The following is a 16,893-nucleotide window of genomic DNA, read 5'->3' as shown; positions in this document are numbered from 1 at the left end:
TGAAATGGCTTCAGTCGAGTTCCAGCACCACGACGCGCTGTCCGGCGCGCACTGGCGAGCCTGGTTGCACACGAATCTCGCGCACCACACCGGCCATGGGCGCGAGCAGCGGGATTTCCATCTTCATCGACTCCAGAATCACTAGCACATCTCCGGCGACCACTTGGCTGCCGACCTCCACCTGAACCTGCCAGAGGTTGCCGGCAATGTGGCTGTCGATGCTCTGCTGACCGTCGGCCAACAGTGCCTCTTCGGTCACTTGCGGCGCCGGTTCTTCACTGTCGAAATGCGCCTGACCGCTGGCGATCCAGCGCTCGCGCTCGGCGTTGAACGCACCTTTTTGCTGATCTCGAAACGCCGCAATGCTGTTGGCTTCCTTCGCCAGAAACGCCTGGTAATCCGCCAGGTTCAACTGACTGTGCTCGATGTTCAGCGCGAAGCGCCCGAGCGGGAAATCCCGTCGAATGCGCAGCAGTTCATCGGCGCTTACCGGGTAGAAGCGGATTTGATCGAAGAACCGCAGCAGCCACGGTTTGCCATCGAACGCGGCGACCTCGCGGTAGCGATTCCACATCTGCAAGGTCCGGCCGACGAATTGATAACCACCGGGGCCTTCCATGCCGTATACGCACATATAGGCGCCACCGATGCCCACCGAGTTTTCAGCGGTCCAGGTGCGGGCCGGGTTGTATTTGGTGGTGACCAGACGATGCCGTGGGTCGAGCGGGGTGGCGACCGGAGCGCCGAGGTAGACATCGCCCAGCCCCATCACCAGATAGCGGGCGTCGAACACCGTGCGCTGCACTTCGTCGAGGTTCGGCAGGTCGTTGATGCGCCGGATGAACTCCAGATTGCTCGGGCACCATGGGGCGTCCTTGCGCACGGTGGTCATGTATTTCTCGATGGCCAACTGGCAAGCCGGGTCATCCCAGGACAGCGGCAGGTGCACGATGCGCGAGGGAACCTGCAAGTCTTTGGCGGCGCACACGGCGTCCCACTCACCGGCGACGATGCCCAGCAGATCGGCGAGCGGCAGTTGCTCCGGTTGGTAATGCACCTGCAGCGAACGGATGCCCGGCGTCAGGTCGATCACCCCGTGCAGCTGTTTGCTTTCCAATGCCTGCATCAGCGCGTGGGCGCGGAAGCGCAGGACCAGGTCCAGTTCCGGTGCGCCGATTTCCAGTAACAGGTGAGTATCCCCCGACAACCGGGCGACCAACCGTGTATCTCCCTGGCCGATATCCAGCATCACAGGCGACACAACCCCCTGTGGGAGCTGGCTTGCCTGCGATGAAGTTGATGCGGTGTCTGATCGGGCCTCATCGCAGGCAAGCCAGCTCCCACAGGAATCCCATTTCAAGGCGAGGTTACGGGCGGTCTCGAGATCGACTGGTTGGAACTGCACCTTGTCTCCAGCCTTGAGCTGCCCGAGCTGCCAAAGATCCGCTTCGATCACCGTCACCGGGCAGACGAACCCACCGAGGCTCGGACCATCGGGACCGAGGATCACCGGCATATCACCGGTGAAATCCACCGCGCCAATGGCGTACGGATTGTCGTGAATGTTCGACGGATGCAACCCGGCTTCGCCACCGTCGGCCCGTACCCATTCCGGCTTCGGCCCGATCAGCCGCACACCGGTGCGGCTGGAGTTGAAATGCACTTCCCATTGAGTGGCGAAGAAGGTGCCGATGTAGTGTTCGGTGAAGTATTCCGGCGCGCCATGGGGGCCGTAGATCACCCGAATTTGCCGCACGGCCGGCAACTCGGTGACCTGCTCATCAGGCAATTGAACACCCGCGCTACGGTCGATCAAGGCTGGCACATGCAACACGTCCCCGGCACGCAACGCACGACCGCCATGGCCACCGAACTGACCGAGGGTGAAGGTACTTTTGCTGCCCAGGTAATCCGGCACTTGCAGGCCACCGCGCAGGCACAGATAGCTGCGAGCGCCTGCACCGGCGATTGTGCCGAGATGCACTGTGGCCCCGGCCGGAATCAGCAGCGCGGTGTTCATCGGTGCCGCTTCACCGTTCAGCGTCAATGGAATCTGCGCACCGGTCACTGCCACAACCGCATCACAATTGAAGCGCAGCATCGGCCCGCTCATGGTGATTTCCAGGGCCGCTGCGCCTTCATCGTTACCCAGTAAAAGATTACCCAAACGCAATGCACGACTGTCCATCGGCCCCGACGGCGGCACACCCACCGCCCAGTAACCGAGACGCCCCGGATAGTCCTGAACGCTGGTCTGGGTGCCGGCGCTGATCACCTCGAAGGTGTTGGCCTGGTAGACCAGCGCTTCCAGGCAACGGGTCCATGGCTGGCCGCTGGCAAAGGGCACATCGAGCAGAATCTGTCGCAGGTAATCGCGGTTGGTTTCCACGCCGTACAGCAGGCTGTCGCCCAAGGTTTGGAGCAGATCAGCGCGGGCCTCTTCGCGAGTCGGCGCCCAGCGGATGACCTTGGCAATCATCGGGTCGAAGTACGGCGGGATCTCGCAACCGGCCTTGACCCACGTGTCGATGCGCAGGTGTTTGCCATCGGCGACGGGGAAACTTACCGCCGTCAGCAGGCCGGGGCTCGGTTGAAAATCGCGCCCCGGATCTTCGGCGTAGAGCCTTGCCTGGATCGCGTGGCCGTTAGCTTTCAAGCCTTGGCTCAATGCGTTCAATGGCGGTAAATCCCCGGCCGCCAGTTCCACCATCCAGCGCACCAGATCCACGCCCCACACTTGCTCGGTGACACCGTGCTCCACCTGCAAACGGGTGTTCACTTCAAGAAAATAGAAACGCTGGGCGTCACTGTCGAAGACGAACTCCACGGTGCCGGCGCTGCGGTAATTCACTGCCTTGGCGAGTTTGATCGCGGCAAGGCAGAGCGCTTCGGCCATGCCGTCGGGCAGGTTGGGTGCCGGGGTTTCTTCAAGGACTTTCTGGTTGCGCCGCTGCACCGAACAGTCGCGCACGCCGAGGGCAATCACCTCGCCCTGGCCGTCGCCGAACACCTGCACTTCCAGATGTCGCGCGCGCTGGATGTACTTTTCGATGAACACACCGGCGTCGCTGAAGTTGTTCTGCCCGAGGCGTTTGACCGCTTCGAAGGATTCGCCCAATTCGGCGGCGCTGCGGCACACGCGCATACCGATGCCGCCACCGCCGGCGGTGCTTTTGAGCATCACCGGGTAGCCGACCTGTTCGCCGGCGATCAATGCCGCGTCAAGGCTGTCGAGCAGTTCGGTGCCTTCGAGCATCGGCACACCGTGTTGTTTGGCCAAGGCGCGGGCGGTGTGTTTGAGGCCAAACACGCGCAGTTGCTCAGGCGTGGGGCCGATGAAGGCGATATCGGCTGCTTCGCAGGCCTCGGCGAACGCGGCGTTTTCCGAGAGGAATCCGTAGCCGGGATGGATCGCCGTAGCGCCGGTGGATTTGGCGATGGCGAGGATTTTGTCCACGGCAAGGTAAGTGCCGACCGCGGCGCCTTCACCCAGGCTGTGAGCTTCATCGGCTTGCAGGATATGCAGGCTGGCGGCGTCGGCTTCGGAGTAAACGGCGACGCCCTTGACCTGCAACTCTCGCAGGGTCCGCAGAATGCGGCAGGCAATGGCGCCACGGTTGGCGATGAGGACTTTTTCGAACATGGCATAACCCCTGGAGGCGATAGCGCATCAGCCTCGACCTGGGATGCGGGCCGTCCCGCAGTTTTTCGAGATGCACCCGGGCCGTCCCGGATGAACAAAATTCACGCTTTTTTGTGGCGAGGGAGCTTGTCGGATCGCCGCACCGTCCCGCTCGGCTGTGCAGCAGTCGCAAAACCTGCTGCTGTGGTCCGTCAGACATAGCGCGATAGCAGGGTTTGGGGCCGCTTCGCGACCCAGCGGGAGCAAGCTCCCTCGCCACAGGGATCAGCGTTGTTTGAGGCACTGGCCGGAGCGGGCCTGACACAGGGCAAACAACCACCGCCGCAAACGCGCAAGTTTCAGTTCCATACCAAAAGCTCCGCAGGCGTGGGGTTGTAGGCGTTGCACGGGTTGTTCAGTTGCGGGCAGTTGGAGATCAGCACGATCACGTCCATCTCGGCGCGCAGGTCGACGTATTTGCCGGGCGCTGAAATCCCGTCTTCAAACGTCAGCCCGCCATCGGCCGTCACCGGCACATTCATGAAGAAATTGATGTTCGGCCCGATGTCGCCCTTACCCAGGCGCCCGTCGTGGGCGCAGGCGCGCAGGTAGTTGTCGCGGCAGCTGTGCATGTAGCGTTTTTCCAGGGCGTAACGCACGGTGTTGCTCTCTTGTGCACAGGCACCGCCGAGGGTGTCGTGACGCCCGCAGGTGTCTTCGACGATGGTCAGCATTGGCTTGCCGAGGTTGGAATAGAGCACGCTGCCGGTGCTCAGGTAGACACTGTTCTGCCGACGCAACGTGCGTTGCACGTCATAGCGCTCCTTGGGATTGGCGAGGCTGTAGAACAAGGTGTCGACCGCCTGATTGCCTTCCAGGTCGAGGATACGCAGGGTCTGGCCGGCCTTGACCTCCATCAACCAGGGTTCGCCGGCCGGGATGGTGGCGCGGTAGACCGCTGTTTCTGGTTGCTTGTGAGCGGTGGCGATAGCGAGTGACATGGCAGCGATCCTCAGGCGAACAGACGGTCGGTGTTGATGAAGCCGCGCTCGTTTTCCGGGCGCGAGGTGCGGCAGTGTTCGGCGACGCTGGCATCGGCGTTCATCCAGCTCAGCTTCAGCGGTTTCGGTGCGTATTCCGGCGACGGATCCATCGGGTGTTGCAACGCGGTGAGTACCACCAGGGTGTCCATCGGCGCGTACAACTCGATGTAATCACCGGCCTTGGAATTGCCTTCGACGAAGTGGAAACGGCCGGCCTCATCGACGTTCACACGGCTGAATAGATTGAGCGTCATCAGCAGGTCGGACAGGCCCAGTCCCCACTTGCCCAGCTCCACCAACAAGTTGTCGGTGCCGTTGCGGAAGAAACCGTTGCGCAGTTCCTGATAGCGGCCCTGGCCATATTTTTGTGCGACTTCTTCAGCGCAGAGCACGCCGCCGAGGCTGTCGCTCCAGCCACAGGTGTCGGCGGTGATGGCCGCCAGCACGCGGCCCATGTCCGAGTACAGGCAATGGCCGGTGGTGAGCTTGGCGGTGTGTTGGCATTTGAGGCTGTCGGGCAGATTCAGGCGTTCGGTTTTTTCGTTGGCGTTGAGCAACGTCAGGCTGACGTTGGCACCGCCGCGCAGGTCGGTCAGGCGCAGCAATTGGCCGCGTCTGAGGACGAATGAACGATGGCCGCCGCCGGGGAGCATTTCTTCGGCGAACGGCGGGAACAGTTGGGTCGAATCAGTCATGTGCAGATTCCTCTAAGCGATACGAAGCGTGCCTGCCAACTGAGCTGGCAGGGCGTCGACGGCGGCGCGGTTGGCGCGGCGGTCGCTGTTCAAAGGGATGTCGTAGGTGGTGCGTGCGCCATAGGCGCCGGGGGCGTGCGGGTCGACACGGACCTTGTCGAACACCAGCAAGCGGGTGCCGAGACTGAAACCTTCGGACAGGTCGTGGGTGACCATGAACACCGTCAGTTGCGTCTCGCGCCACAGCTCCAGCAGCAGGCTGTGCATGTCTTTGCGGATGCCCGGATCGAGGGCGCCGAACGGTTCGTCGAGGAGCAACACGCGAGGTTTCATGATCAGCGCCTGGGCAATCGCCAGTCGTTGCTGCATACCACCTGAGAGCTGCGCCGGGTACTTGTCCAGTGAATGTCCAAGGCCGACTTTGTGCAGCAACACCGAGGCGTGATCGCGTGCCTCTTTCTTAGTGCTGCCGAACAACCGCCCCAGTAATGGCGAGCGCGGCAGTTCGAGGCCGAGGGCGACGTTGTCCAGCACGGTCAGGTGCGGGAACACCGAATAGCGCTGGAACACCACGCCACGGCTCGAATCCGGTTCGCCAGCCAATGCCTGACCGTCCAACAGAATCTCGCCACGACTGGCGCGTTCCTGGCCGAGCAATAGCCGCAGGAAGGTCGATTTGCCGCAACCCGACGCGCCGACCAAGGTGCAGAACTCACCTTCGTTGACGCTCAGGTTCAGCCCTTCAAGCACCACCTGATCGGCGTATTGCTGCCAGACGTTTTTCACTGTGATGAAGCTCATGCCCGCGCCCCTTCATAACTCATTTGGAGGCACCTTGGTGCCAGGGAAAGGCCCGTTGGGTCAGGCGCTTGAGGCCCCAGTCCATCAGCCAGGCGAGCAGGGTGATCCACGCCACGTAGGGCAGAATCACGTCCATCGCCAGGTAGCGGCGCACCAGGAAGATCCGGTAACCCAAACCGTCCGTGGAGGCGATGGCTTCGGCGGCGATCAAAAACAACCACGCCGAGCCGAGCATCAGTCGCAACGAGATCAGCAGGCGCGGCAGCAATTGCGGCAGCACCACGCGCAGCATCAGAGTCCAGGTTGAAGCACCGAGGGTCTGCGCCTTGATCAGCAATTCCAGCGGAATTTCCCGGGCGCGCTGTTCCAGATCACGGGCCAGGCATGGGGTGATGCCGATCACGATCAGCATCACTTTCGACAACTCCCCCAACCCGAACACGATGAACAGAATCGGCAGGATCGCCAGCGGCGGCACCATCGACAGCACTGTCAGCACGGGCGATAACGGTGTGCCAAACAGCGGTAGCGTACCGGCGGCGATGCCCAGGCACAGCCCGGCCAACGCACTGATGCCAAGGCCGATGGCCAACCGCCGCAGGCTGGAGGCGGTGTCTTGCCAGAGCAGGTATTCACCAGTGCGGGCGTCGGCGGTGAAGGCCAGGCGTTTCACCGCGTCGGTCATCTGCACGGCACTGGGCAGCAGTTTGTCGTTGGGGTTGTCCATCAGCCGTTCGGTCGAGCCCATGAAGTAGGCGAACAGCACCAGGGCGAACGGCAGGATCACCAACAGCAGGCGACTCGGGCGATCCGGGTGGCGATTGATCAGGCGCATGGCCAGCTCCTCCTGTCTTACAGCTTGGCGTCGGCGGCCATCTGCACGTAAGTCGGGTCGAAGCGCAGCTTGAGGTTGCCTTTATCGCCGCTGGTCACGCCATTGGCGAAGGCCATGCCGATGGCGCTGGTGTCCTTGGCGCCTTCACCCAGCAAGCCGTGCTGGAACGAGAACTCGGCGACCTTGCGCATGGTGTCGGGCAGTTGCTTGCTGGTGGAGAACGCCAGGGCTTCTTTGGGCGTGGCGAACAGTTTGGTGGTGTCGAGTTGCGCCTGGAAACCGGCCAGGTCGGTGCCCGAAGCTTTGGCCATGTGTTCGAGGGCGGCCTGGCTGGTGGCGTTTTTCGCGTTCATCAACGCGACCACTTCGAACCAGGCGCCGGTCAGGGCTTTGCCCAGGGCCGGGTTGTCTTTGAGGGTGGCGCTGTTGACCACCATCATGTCCATGATTTCGCCGGGGATCTGGCTGGAATTGAACACTTCGGTCACCGCAGGCTTGGCCTTGATGTCCGAGAGCATCGGGTTCCAGGTGGTGACGGCGTGAACCTGTTCGGTGTTGAAGGCAGCCGAGATATCGGCATCGGAGGTGTTGATTACTTTCAGGTCTTTCTCGGTAAGGTCTACCGAGTCCAGAGCACGGGCCAACAGATAATGGGAGACGGACAGCTCCACCAGATTGACGTCCATGCCCTTGAGGTCGGTGACTTTCTTGCCTTCGCCTTTGAGCACGATGCCGTCGTTGCCGTTGGAGAAGTCGCTGACGATCAGCGCCGTACTGTCGACGCCACCGGCAGCCGGAATGGTCAGCGCGTCCATGTTGGTCATGGTGCAGCCGTCGAACTGGCCGGCGGTGTATTGGTTGATGGATTCGACGTAGTCGTTGAGCTGCACCACATCGATCTTGATGCCGTACTTTTTCGCCCATTTGTCGACGATGCCCTGGCTGCCGGCATATTCCCAGGGCATCCAGCCGGCATAAATCGTCCAGCAGACGCTGAAATGGTCTTTCTGTGCGGCGTGGGACGAGACGCTCACGAGGGCTGCAAAAGCAGCGGCGAGCAGGGCGGGTAAACGAAGTCGGGACATGGGATGGTTCTCCAGTTGATCAAGGGCGGACAGGAAGGCAGCGGCACCGCGAACGGTGGCTTGTCTCCCGGGCTTTTGTCCCGCCGTGTAACCTCAACTGGAGGTCGCCAACTCTCGGACCAGTCACTCGCGATTGCGAGCCGGAACCCTAGTCAGCCATTGCAAATTGTGGTGCCGCGAACCTGTGATGACTCCTGCACGTCTTTGGTTAAGCGAGAGCCGTGCCAAGTCGGCTTGAGCGCTCTGGCTGGGGGCATGGAAGGGAGGGCGAGACAACCAGGGGAGGGCGCTTTGCCTTGTCATGGTGCGCAGCGCATGGGTATGCACCGTAGAAGGACAGCTAGCCGCTGATCTGAAGGTCGATGCGATCAGGCACTCGGTGCCTGTTTTAAAGTCAAAACAGGTGTGACTCGACTGCCGTTGCAGGTCTTTCAGGAGGCCTCCATGTTCTGTCAGAAAAAGCTCCGCCAAATACTGCTCAGTGTGTTTTTTGGTTTGGGTCTGTCCGGGTGTTACTACTATGTAGGGGGCGCCGATGTTTATCCGGCACCTTATTACTACCCCGGCTATTACTACTCACCTTACTACTACGGTGGCCCACGCTTTTACGGGGGTTATCGTTACTACTATTTCAGTGGGCCTCGCTATTACCATGGTGATCACGATCGCGGGCATCGCTAAACGGCTCATGAGCACAACGGCGCCTGCGGCTTACGCAGGCGCCGTTTTCTTTTGCGCAGGATGAAAAACCTTTCATCGGCTACTTGTATCGGCGTGTTACAGAAACGCACCAGATCCCGATTTCACTGTCTGATCTTTCGACAGTCGCCGAACAATTGACTGTCGCCTGCCAGCGTCGCTGGTGTGGCTCACTCGCGGTCCAGGAGGCCGCCATGCTCTGTCGAAAACAGCTCCGCCATATTCTGCTGATCGTTCTATCGGGATTGTTTCTTGGTGCGTGCGTGCCCTATTCCGATGGCGACAGCTACTACCGCTCGGATGTCTACACGTCCCCAGCGCCGTATTACTCCGATGGTGGTTACTACACAGCTCCGCGCAGGTATTACTCGCCGCCTGCACGGTATTACCAGCCATCGCCACGTTATTACTACCAGCCGCGGGTTTATCAACCGGCACCGCGCTATTACGACTACCGCGGCAACCAGAGTCGCGGATGGGACCGTCATGACCGCGGTGGTTGGGATGGTCGTCGCGACGGTTGGGATGGTCGTAGTCGCGGCAACTGGAACGACGATTCCCGGGGCCACAGTGGACGGGATCACCATGGCGGAAGAGGCGATCATGGCGATAACGATGGCCGAGGCGGCCGTCGCTAACTCCTCAATAAAAAGCGGCGCATGAAGCGCCGCTTTTTTGTGCCCGGATTTCAGTATTCCGACAGATCGGCCAACGGATGCCGACCTTCCCAGACCTTGTGAAAATGCGCTTCCACCGCCGCCTCCGGCACCGTGTTGATATCCGGCCAGTGCCAGTGAGGTTTCTGGTCCTTGTCGATCAACCGCGCGCGCACGCCCTCGCTGAATTCCGGATGACGGCAGCAATTGAGGCTCATGGTGTATTCCATCTGAAAGACTTGAGCCAGCGACAGGTACCGGGCGCGGGCGATCTGTTCCCACACCAGATGAGCGGTCAGGGGCGAGCCTTCAATCATGGTGCAGGCCGCACGACTGAGCAGCGGGTCTTTATGAACGCGTAGCGCACTGATGGCCTTCCAGGCACAACGAACGTCGCTGACATCCAGCAACTCGTCGATCTGCTGGCGTCGCGGCAGCCACTGCGCTTCGGGCATTTTTACGAGCGCTTCTTGTTGCAAGGCCTTGAGCAGGCTGTTGAGCTGCATGGCGGTCTGTTCCTGCCAGTTCAATTGCAGCAAACCTTCGATCAGCTCCGGCTGTTGTTGATCGAGCAAAAAGCGGTCCGCGAGGTCCAGATCGATTGCATCGCGACCGTTCATCCGGGCGCCGGTCAAGCCGAGAAACAACCCGAGCTTGCCGGGCAGCCGCGACAGAAACCAGCTGGCGCCGACGTCCGGGTACAAACCGATACTGATCTCCGGCATCGCCAATCGGCTGCTCGGCGTGACAACCCGAATGCCCGCCCCTTGCAGCAGCCCCATGCCGCCGCCCAGCACGTAACCATGACCCCAGCAGATCAACGGTTTCGGGTAGGTGTGCAACTTGAAGTCGAGGCGATATTCTGCCGCGAAGAAGTGCGCAGCCAAGGGCGGTACTTCCCCGGGATGGGCGCGACACGCTTCCACCAGACTGCGCACTTCACCGCCGGCGCAAAAGGCCTTGTCGCCATTGCCGCGCAGCAGTACACAAACGATCTGTGGTTCCTTGGCCCAGGCGTCCAGTTGATCGCGCAAGGCGTTGATCATCGGCAAGGAGAGGGCGTTGAGGGACTTTTCGGCATCCAGGCTGGCGATGCCGATGCGTGCGCCGTCGGTGCCGGTGAGTTCTTCGAAGTGCAGATTCATCATGACCTCGATCGGGAATTTGAGCGTTCAGTATGATCGCTCTATAGGAAAATGCCGGATCTGCGTCAGATCAATTGACAAGCGTGATGGGCTTTCCTAGGGTTCGCCCCATTGTTTTTGCCGGATGTAACCATGACTGCTGACGACCGTATCAAACTCGAACCGAGCTGGAAGGAGGCCCTGCGTGCCGAATTCGACCAGCCTTACATGGCAGAGTTGCGCACTTTCCTGCAACAGGAACGCGCGGCGGGCAAGGAGATCTATCCGCCGGGACCGTTGATTTTCAATGCGCTCAATTCCACGCCGCTGGACAAGGTCAAGGTGGTCATCCTCGGGCAGGATCCATACCACGGCCCGGGTCAGGCCCATGGGCTGTGCTTCTCGGTGCAACCGGGTGTACCGGCGCCGCCGTCGCTGGTGAACATCTATAAAGAGTTGAAACGCGACCTGAACATCGACATCCCCAACCATGGCTACCTGCAGAGTTGGGCAGAGCAGGGCGTGTTGATGCTCAATACCACCATGACCGTGGAGCGGGCGAATGCCAACGCCCACGCGGGCAAGGGCTGGCAGCACTTTACCGACCGGATTATCGAAGTGGTCAGCGAGCACCAGCCGCATCTGGTGTTTTTGCTGTGGGGCGCGCATGCCCAGAGCAAGCAGAAACTCATCGACGCCACCAAGCATTTGGTATTGACGTCGGTTCACCCGTCACCGCTGTCCGCTTATCGCGGCTTCCTCGGGTGCGGGCATTTCAGCCGGGCGAACAAGTTTCTGGAACAGAATGGCGAGACGCCGATCGAGTGGCGGTTGCCGCCGGTGTGAAGAGTGTGAAGAGTGTGGCGAGGGGGCTCATATCAGACGGAATCCGGCTCCCGGTTCCAATACCTGAACAACGGCTCTGCCAAAAACAACACGAACAACAGCCGCATCACCTGCATCGCCGTCACCAGCGGCACTGACAATTGCAGGGTCTCAGCCGTCAAACTCATCTCGGCAATCCCGCCGGGCATCATGCCCAGCGTCAGCGAACGCAGATCCAGATGGGTCAATACACTCAAACCCAGCGCCGCCAGCGTGGCGATCAACATGGTCAAGACCGTGCCGATCAGGGTCCGGCCCATGAAGGACGGTGCCCGTCGGAAGAATTGTCGATTGAAGTGGCAGCCCAACCCGCTGCCGATCAGCCACTGGCCGATCTGACTGCCGCCGTTGGGCAAGCCGATGTGCAGGTCCCAACCAATGCTCACTGCCGCACTCACCAGCAACGGCCCGAACAGCCAGGGGTTGGGTTGCCGCAGGCGCTCCCAGATCCAGGCGGCCAGGGCGCCCGCCGGGAACAGAAGGGCCAGCCACCACCAGTTGACGGTCGCTGCATGCAAGGCCGGCGCACCGTCGCCCAACAGATACTTGAACGCCGCTGGCACACACAGCACCACCACCAGCACCCGCAAGCTTTGTCCCGCCGCGACACGGCTGAGCACCGCGCCATTGCGGGCGCCGAGGTTGACCATCTCCCCGGAGCCACCGGGCATGCTGGAAAAGAACGCCGTGGCGCGATCTTCGCCGGTACGCCGCATCAACCAGACCCCGACCACCGCGGACAGGCTGGTGACCAACGCACCGAAGAAGATCAGACCGAAGTGGCTCAGCACCTGCTCCATCACCACCGGGGTGAAGTGCAGGCCGATGCCGATGCCGACAACCCACTGGCCGCACTTGCGCCCGCCAGGGATTTCCGCCAGTTGCCAGGGTGTCAGGCAGCGCACGAGGATGATCGCCAGTAACGAGCCGACCATCCACGGCAGTGGCCAGCCGATCTGGCTGGCGAGGTAACCGCCCAGCAGACCGACCAGCGGTGTTCCCCACCAGGCTTTGAAGGGTGTTCGATCAGGCATCGGCGATAGCGCGCCGGGCGACCGAACGTTTGCGCCAGATGCGCAGCAGCGGCATCAGCAACATGATGGCAGTCAGCACCCAGCAACCGAACGTGATCGGGCTCGACCAGAGGATTTCCAGTGCACCGTTGGAAATCGACAGCGCGCGACGCAGGTTCTGTTCCATCAGACCACCGAGGATGAAGCCCAGCAGTACCGGCGACAACGGGAAGTCCAGCTTGCGCAGGATGTAGCCGAAGATGCCGATGCCGATCATCAGGAACAGGTCGAAGGTGGTGGCGTGTACGGCGTAGACGCCGATCCCGGTGATGATCGCGATCACCGGCACCAGTGCCCAGTTCGGCACGGCGAGGATGCGGGTGAAGATGCGGATCATCGGGATGTTGAGGATCACCAGCATCACGTTGGCGACGAACAACGACGCGATCAGGCCCCAGACGATGTCCGGTTGTTGCTGGAACAGCAGCGGGCCCGGGGTGATGTTGTACAGCGACAGTGCGCCGATCATCACCGCCGTGGTACCCGAGCCTGGAACACCGAGGGTCAGCATCGGCACCAGGGCACCGCAGGCTGCGCCACCGATGGCGGTTTCCGGAGCCGCGAGGCCACGCATGTCGCCTTGGCCGAAAGTGCCCTTGGCACCGGCGATACGTTTCTCGGTCATGTAGGCCACCGCGCTGGCCAGCGTCGCGCCGGCACCCGGCAACACGCCCATGATGAAGCCCAGCAAACCGCAACGGACGTTCACCACGAACACCGCCGAAGCTTCCTTGAAGTTGAACATCATGCGCCCGGTGGCTTTCACCGCTTCCTGGCCACGGTGGGTTTTTTCCAGCAGCAAGAGGATTTCGCTGATGGAGAACAGGCCCAATACCAGCACGACGAACTGAATGCCGTCTGTCAGATGAATGTTATCCCCGGTGAAGCGGTATACGCCGCTGTTGGCATCGATGCCGACGCTCGACAGAAACAGACCGATCAGCGCTGCAATGAAGGTCTTCAGCGGTCGATCACCGGCCATGCCGCCGAGACAGACAATCGCAAACACCATCAGCACGAAATACTCCGCCGGTCCGAAGGCAATCGCCCATTTCGCCAGCAGCGGGGCGAACAGCACCATGCCGCAAGTCGCGATGAAGGCACCGATGAACGAACTCCACGCCGACAGCGACAGCGCTACACCGGCCAGACCCTTGCGGGCCATCGGGTAACCGTCGAGGGTGGTCATGACGGTGGAGGCTTCGCCCGGAATGTTCAGCAGGATGGAGCTGATCCGGCCGCCGTATTCGCAACCCAGGTACACCGCCGCCAGCAGGATCAACGCCGACTCCGGTGGCAGGCCGAGGGCGAACGCGATCGGAATCAGCAACGCCACGCCGTTGATCGGCCCCAGCCCCGGCAGCAGCCCGACGACGGTCCCGATCAAGGTGCCGCACAGTGCGGTCACCAGGTTGTACGGGCTCAGCGCAACGCCGAAGCCCTGACCCAAATAGCCAAGAGTATCCATATCAGTTCTCCAGAACGTCGAGCACGCCCAACGGCAGTGGCACGTCCATCAACTTGTCGAACAGCAGATAAAGACCGATGGCCATCAGGCTGATGATCACCGCGCTGGGCAGCCAGCGGCCGCCATACAGGCGTGCCATCGGGACCCCGATCAGAATGCTGGCGACGATGAAACCAAGGGGTTCGAAGGCCCCGGCGAACACCAGCAACAGCGCCACGCAGATGCCGATCTTGATCAGGGTTTCGCGGTCCAGTTTCGGGTCGTCATCGCTGTGCACGATCGGCGCCGGCCGAAACACCATGTACAGCAAAGCCAGGCCCATCAGGCCGAGCATCAGCAGGGGGAAGGCGCGAGGCCCGACCGGTTCGTAGGAAAAAGCCGCTTGATACGGCCACGCCATCAGCGCCAGGCCGACACAGGCCAGCAACAGCACCGAAGCAAAAATGCGTTGTATGAGCATGGGGAACTCCTGGGCCACGCCCCCGAGAACCGGGGCCGCAGCCGCTAGACAGAGGCGATCACTGGATCAGGCCGAACTCTTTGGCCAGCACTTTGTAGTCCGCGACCTGCTTCTTCACGTAGGTGTCGAGCTCCGGGCCGGTCATGGCGAACGGGAACAGTTCACGCTGATCGCGCAGCTTGGCGAAATCCTCGGAGGCCAGCAGTTTGTCGAAGGCGTTTTTCCACCAGGCGTAGTCTTCGTCGCTGACTTTTGGCCCGAGGTAGAAGCCGCGAACCACCGGCCAGACGATGTTGTAGCCTTGCTCTTTAGCGGTCGGAATGTCTTTCATTTCCGGCTCGTCCAGACGCTTCTCGGAGAACACCGCCAGCAGACGCATGTCACCGCTCAGGATGTGTGGCATGGAGTCGGAGATGTCGGTGCTGCCAACCTGGATGTGGCCGCCGAGCAGGGCGGTGGCGATTTCACCGCCGCCTTCGAGGGCGACGTAACGCAGGTCGCGCGGGTTGATCCCGGCTGCCTTGGCGATCAGGGCGGTTTGCATCCAGTCCTGGCTGCCGACGGTGCCGCCGGAACCGATCACCACCGAGCTTGGGTCTTTCTTCAGGGCTTTGACCAGATCGTCCAGGGTCTTGTAGGGCGAATCGCTTTTCACCGCGATGGCGCCATAACTGGTGCCAACCGCCGCCAACCAGCGCACGGCGCTTTCATCGAAACGCCCGAATTTGCCTTGCGCCAGGTTCAGCAGCGAACCGCTGGACCAGGCCACCAGCGTACCGGCATCGGCCGGGCGCTGAGCGACCACAGCGTTGTACGCCACCGCGCCGACACCGCCGGGCATGTAGGTCACGCGCATCGGTTTGGTCAGCAGTTTTTCGTTGACCAGCGCGCTTTGCGCCAGTTTGCAGGTGAGGTCGAAACCGCCGCCCGGCGAGGCCGGGGCGATGCATTCCGGGCGTTTGGGTTCGGCCAGCAATTGGCCGGCGAACAGCATGATGCCGGTGGCCAGAGCAACTTTACGCAGTGACAGGTTCATTCAAGTCTCCTTAAGAGTTTTTGTTATGGACGTACTGAATTACCAAAGGGCAACGCTATAGCTCACCAGCAGACGCACTTCATCGGCATCGCGAGCGGAGTAGTTGGAACGGTAGGTGGCATTACGCAGGCGTACGGCAACGTCCTTGAGGGCGCCGCTTTGTACGACGTATTTGATCTCGGTGTTGCGTTCCCACTCTTTGCCTTCATCACCGTTCTTGAGCTTGATGTTGTCGCCGCTCACGTAACGGCTCATGAAGCTCAGGCCGGGAACGCCGAGTTTGGCGAAATCATAGTCGTAACGTGCCTGCCAGGAGTGTTCTTCGGCGCCGGCAAAGTCATTGATCTGCACGAAGTTGACCAGGTACGGATCGCTGCCATCGACGTAGGGGAAGGCGCTGTCACCGGACATGCGCTGATAGCCGGCGCTGAGTTTATGCCCGCTCAAGGCGTAGCTCACCAGCCCGTTCAGGGACTTGTTGTCGATTTTGCCGCCACGGGCCGCGCCCTCGTCGTCACTGATGGCAAACCGCAGATCGGTACCGAAAGTACCGGGGCCGAACGGTTGCGAAGCGACAACACCGAGGAAGTGCTGGTTGTAGACTTCATCGAGTTGAGCGAAGTGGTAGCTGCCGGTGATCTTGTCGGTGAACTTGTAGTCCACGCCGCCAAAGTCAAAATGCTTGCCTGCCACGGTGCCGGCGAAGCGGCTGTTCTTGTTGTTGAGGGCGATGTCTTCGAAGTCGGTGCTGTCGCGGTCCTTGGCTTTCTCCAGACGCCCGCCGGTGAAGGTCAGGTTCTTGATCTCTTTGGAGGTCAGCATTCCGCCTTCAAAGGTCTGCGGCAGAATGCGACCGTCGTTGGGCTTGAGGATCGGCAGTTCCGGAATCAGGCTGCCGATTTTCAGTTCCGTGGCGGAGATCTTCACTTTGCCGGTCAGGCCGAGCTTGGAATACTCGTTCGCCGCGCGCCCGTCGTCATGGGTTGGCAGCAGGCCGGTACCGGTGCGGTCCGGACTCGAATCGAGTTTGACCCCCAGCATGCCCAGCGCATCGACACCAAACCCCACGGTGCCGTCGGTGTAACCCGATTGCAGATTGAGCATGAACCCCTGGGCCCATTCGTCCCGCTTGGATTGCTGGGCGCTGGTGCCATCGCGAAAGTCGCGGTTGAAATACATGTTGCGGGTTTCGAAGGTTGCCTTACTGTCTTCGAAGAAGGCAGCCTGGCTCAACGGCGAAAAGCCGGCGAGGGCGGCGGCACTGACAAGGGCGGTGTGGTTGAGGCGGGAAAAACGAACAGGCGGGCGAGCCTGAAGCTGCATGGACAGCATGGTGACATACTCCGTTTATTATTCTTATTGGCGAAAACGCTTCGGGGCGTTTTTCGTATCGCTATGTGCTCTGACTACG

General features: G+C 61.2%; 15 protein-coding genes and 1 riboswitch. Of the genes, 3 read left to right on the top strand and 12 right to left on the bottom strand.

Annotation, left to right across the window (positions count from 1 at the left end; translation table 11 throughout):
- Nucleotides 1-10 precede the first annotated feature (10 nt).
- From uca to FFH90_RS23765, 6 genes are all read right to left on the bottom strand, one after another.
- Nucleotides 11-3,643: an urea carboxylase gene (gene uca, locus FFH90_RS23790; protein WP_138866195.1), complete on the bottom strand. Its 3,633-nt coding sequence runs from the start codon at nucleotides 3,641-3,643 to the stop codon at nucleotides 11-13.
- A gap of 338 nt (nucleotides 3,644-3,981) precedes the next feature.
- Nucleotides 3,982-4,623, bottom strand: coding sequence for an urea amidolyase associated protein UAAP2 (locus FFH90_RS23785; RefSeq protein WP_138866194.1), 642 nt, complete (start codon nucleotides 4,621-4,623; stop codon nucleotides 3,982-3,984).
- An 11-nt stretch (nucleotides 4,624-4,634) separates the two neighbouring features.
- A complete protein-coding gene (locus FFH90_RS23780; protein WP_064619763.1) occupies nucleotides 4,635-5,360 on the bottom strand; it encodes an urea amidolyase associated protein UAAP1 in 726 nt (241 codons plus the stop codon).
- A gap of 12 nt (nucleotides 5,361-5,372) precedes the next feature.
- Nucleotides 5,373-6,161 (bottom strand): ABC transporter ATP-binding protein, encoded by a 789-nt coding sequence (locus tag FFH90_RS23775; protein WP_138866193.1) that lies wholly within the window; start codon nucleotides 6,159-6,161, stop codon nucleotides 5,373-5,375.
- Nucleotides 6,162-6,180: 19 nt separating this feature from the next.
- Entirely contained in the window at nucleotides 6,181-6,996 is an 816-nt protein-coding gene (locus tag FFH90_RS23770; protein ID WP_138866192.1) for an ABC transporter permease, read from the bottom strand.
- 17 nt (nucleotides 6,997-7,013) lie between these two features.
- Nucleotides 7,014-8,081: a putative urea ABC transporter substrate-binding protein gene (locus FFH90_RS23765; protein ID WP_018926799.1), complete on the bottom strand. Its 1,068-nt coding sequence runs from the start codon at nucleotides 8,079-8,081 to the stop codon at nucleotides 7,014-7,016.
- A 62-nt stretch (nucleotides 8,082-8,143) separates the two neighbouring features.
- Nucleotides 8,144-8,244: riboswitch (guanidine-I (ykkC/yxkD leader) on the bottom strand.
- Between the two features lie 281 nt (nucleotides 8,245-8,525).
- On the opposite strand from FFH90_RS23765, the gene FFH90_RS30475 reads away from it, so the two are divergent.
- Both FFH90_RS30475 and FFH90_RS23755 read left to right on the top strand, forming a co-directional pair.
- On the top strand, nucleotides 8,526-8,762 hold the full coding sequence (locus FFH90_RS30475) for a hypothetical protein (protein WP_018926798.1): 237 nt from the start codon (nucleotides 8,526-8,528) through the stop codon (nucleotides 8,760-8,762).
- Between the two features lie 212 nt (nucleotides 8,763-8,974).
- Nucleotides 8,975-9,418, top strand: coding sequence for a hypothetical protein (locus FFH90_RS23755; RefSeq protein WP_082920899.1), 444 nt, complete (start codon nucleotides 8,975-8,977; stop codon nucleotides 9,416-9,418).
- A gap of 50 nt (nucleotides 9,419-9,468) precedes the next feature.
- Here the strand turns inward: FFH90_RS23755 and FFH90_RS23750 are convergent, their stop codons facing one another.
- The gene (locus tag FFH90_RS23750) at nucleotides 9,469-10,581 is read right to left on the bottom strand and encodes an enoyl-CoA hydratase/isomerase family protein (protein ID WP_138866191.1); all 1,113 of its coding nucleotides are present in this window, start codon (nucleotides 10,579-10,581) and stop codon (nucleotides 9,469-9,471) included.
- 132 nt (nucleotides 10,582-10,713) lie between these two features.
- Between FFH90_RS23750 and ung the strand changes: the two genes are divergently transcribed.
- Complete coding sequence (gene ung, locus FFH90_RS23745) at nucleotides 10,714-11,406, top strand: uracil-DNA glycosylase (RefSeq protein ID WP_019580851.1); 693 nt, start codon at nucleotides 10,714-10,716, stop codon at nucleotides 11,404-11,406.
- A 32-nt stretch (nucleotides 11,407-11,438) separates the two neighbouring features.
- Here the strand turns inward: ung and FFH90_RS23740 are convergent, their stop codons facing one another.
- From FFH90_RS23740 to FFH90_RS23720, 5 genes are read right to left on the bottom strand one after another with little or no spacing between them, the layout of a single operon-like run.
- Complete coding sequence (locus tag FFH90_RS23740) at nucleotides 11,439-12,479, bottom strand: AbrB family transcriptional regulator (RefSeq protein WP_018926794.1); 1,041 nt, start codon at nucleotides 12,477-12,479, stop codon at nucleotides 11,439-11,441.
- On the bottom strand, nucleotides 12,472-13,986 hold the full coding sequence (locus FFH90_RS23735; RefSeq protein ID WP_064619745.1) for a tripartite tricarboxylate transporter permease: 1,515 nt from the start codon (nucleotides 13,984-13,986) through the stop codon (nucleotides 12,472-12,474). The genes FFH90_RS23740 and FFH90_RS23735 overlap by 8 nt, the downstream gene beginning before the upstream one ends.
- 1 nt (nucleotide 13,987) lies before the next feature.
- On the bottom strand, nucleotides 13,988-14,446 hold the full coding sequence (locus FFH90_RS23730; protein WP_018926792.1) for a tripartite tricarboxylate transporter TctB family protein: 459 nt from the start codon (nucleotides 14,444-14,446) through the stop codon (nucleotides 13,988-13,990).
- A gap of 58 nt (nucleotides 14,447-14,504) precedes the next feature.
- The gene (locus tag FFH90_RS23725; protein WP_018926791.1) at nucleotides 14,505-15,482 is read right to left on the bottom strand and encodes a tripartite tricarboxylate transporter substrate binding protein; all 978 of its coding nucleotides are present in this window, start codon (nucleotides 15,480-15,482) and stop codon (nucleotides 14,505-14,507) included.
- 39 nt (nucleotides 15,483-15,521) lie between these two features.
- A complete protein-coding gene (locus FFH90_RS23720) occupies nucleotides 15,522-16,814 on the bottom strand; it encodes an OprD family porin (protein WP_086944829.1) in 1,293 nt (430 codons plus the stop codon).
- Between the last annotated feature and the right edge of the window lie 79 nt (nucleotides 16,815-16,893).

This window comes from Pseudomonas sp. ATCC 43928, from assembly GCF_005938665.2.
Lineage (GTDB): Bacteria > Pseudomonadota > Gammaproteobacteria > Pseudomonadales > Pseudomonadaceae > Aquipseudomonas.
The sequence above is the reverse complement of the archived record's forward strand: the minus strand, read 5'-3'. Positions and strand labels throughout refer to the sequence as shown.

Bases quoted from the DNA above. Each gene is read 5' to 3' on its own strand.
- FFH90_RS23765 (WP_018926799.1), bottom strand. From the start codon at position 8,081: ATGTCCCGACTTCGTTTACCCGCCCTGCTCGCCGCTGCTTTTGCAGCC.
- FFH90_RS23770 (WP_138866192.1), bottom strand. From the start codon at position 6,996: ATGCGCCTGATCAATCGCCACCCGGATCGCCCGAGTCGCCTGCTGTTG.
- FFH90_RS30475 (WP_018926798.1), top strand. From the start codon at position 8,526: ATGTTCTGTCAGAAAAAGCTCCGCCAAATACTGCTCAGTGTGTTTTTT.
- FFH90_RS23720 (WP_086944829.1), bottom strand. From the start codon at position 16,814: ATGCTGTCCATGCAGCTTCAGGCTCGCCCGCCTGTTCGTTTTTCCCGC.
- FFH90_RS23740 (WP_018926794.1), bottom strand. From the start codon at position 12,479: ATGCCTGATCGAACACCCTTCAAAGCCTGGTGGGGAACACCGCTGGTC.
- FFH90_RS23735 (WP_064619745.1), bottom strand. From the start codon at position 13,986: ATGGATACTCTTGGCTATTTGGGTCAGGGCTTCGGCGTTGCGCTGAGC.
- FFH90_RS23780 (WP_064619763.1), bottom strand. From the start codon at position 5,360: ATGACTGATTCGACCCAACTGTTCCCGCCGTTCGCCGAAGAAATGCTC.
- FFH90_RS23775 (WP_138866193.1), bottom strand. From the start codon at position 6,161: ATGAGCTTCATCACAGTGAAAAACGTCTGGCAGCAATACGCCGATCAG.
- ung (WP_019580851.1), top strand. From the start codon at position 10,714: ATGACTGCTGACGACCGTATCAAACTCGAACCGAGCTGGAAGGAGGCC.
- FFH90_RS23730 (WP_018926792.1), bottom strand. From the start codon at position 14,446: ATGCTCATACAACGCATTTTTGCTTCGGTGCTGTTGCTGGCCTGTGTC.
- FFH90_RS23785 (WP_138866194.1), bottom strand. From the start codon at position 4,623: ATGTCACTCGCTATCGCCACCGCTCACAAGCAACCAGAAACAGCGGTC.
- FFH90_RS23755 (WP_082920899.1), top strand. From the start codon at position 8,975: ATGCTCTGTCGAAAACAGCTCCGCCATATTCTGCTGATCGTTCTATCG.
- FFH90_RS23725 (WP_018926791.1), bottom strand. From the start codon at position 15,482: ATGAACCTGTCACTGCGTAAAGTTGCTCTGGCCACCGGCATCATGCTG.
- FFH90_RS23750 (WP_138866191.1), bottom strand. From the start codon at position 10,581: ATGAATCTGCACTTCGAAGAACTCACCGGCACCGACGGCGCACGCATC.
- uca (WP_138866195.1), bottom strand. From the start codon at position 3,643: ATGTTCGAAAAAGTCCTCATCGCCAACCGTGGCGCCATTGCCTGCCGC.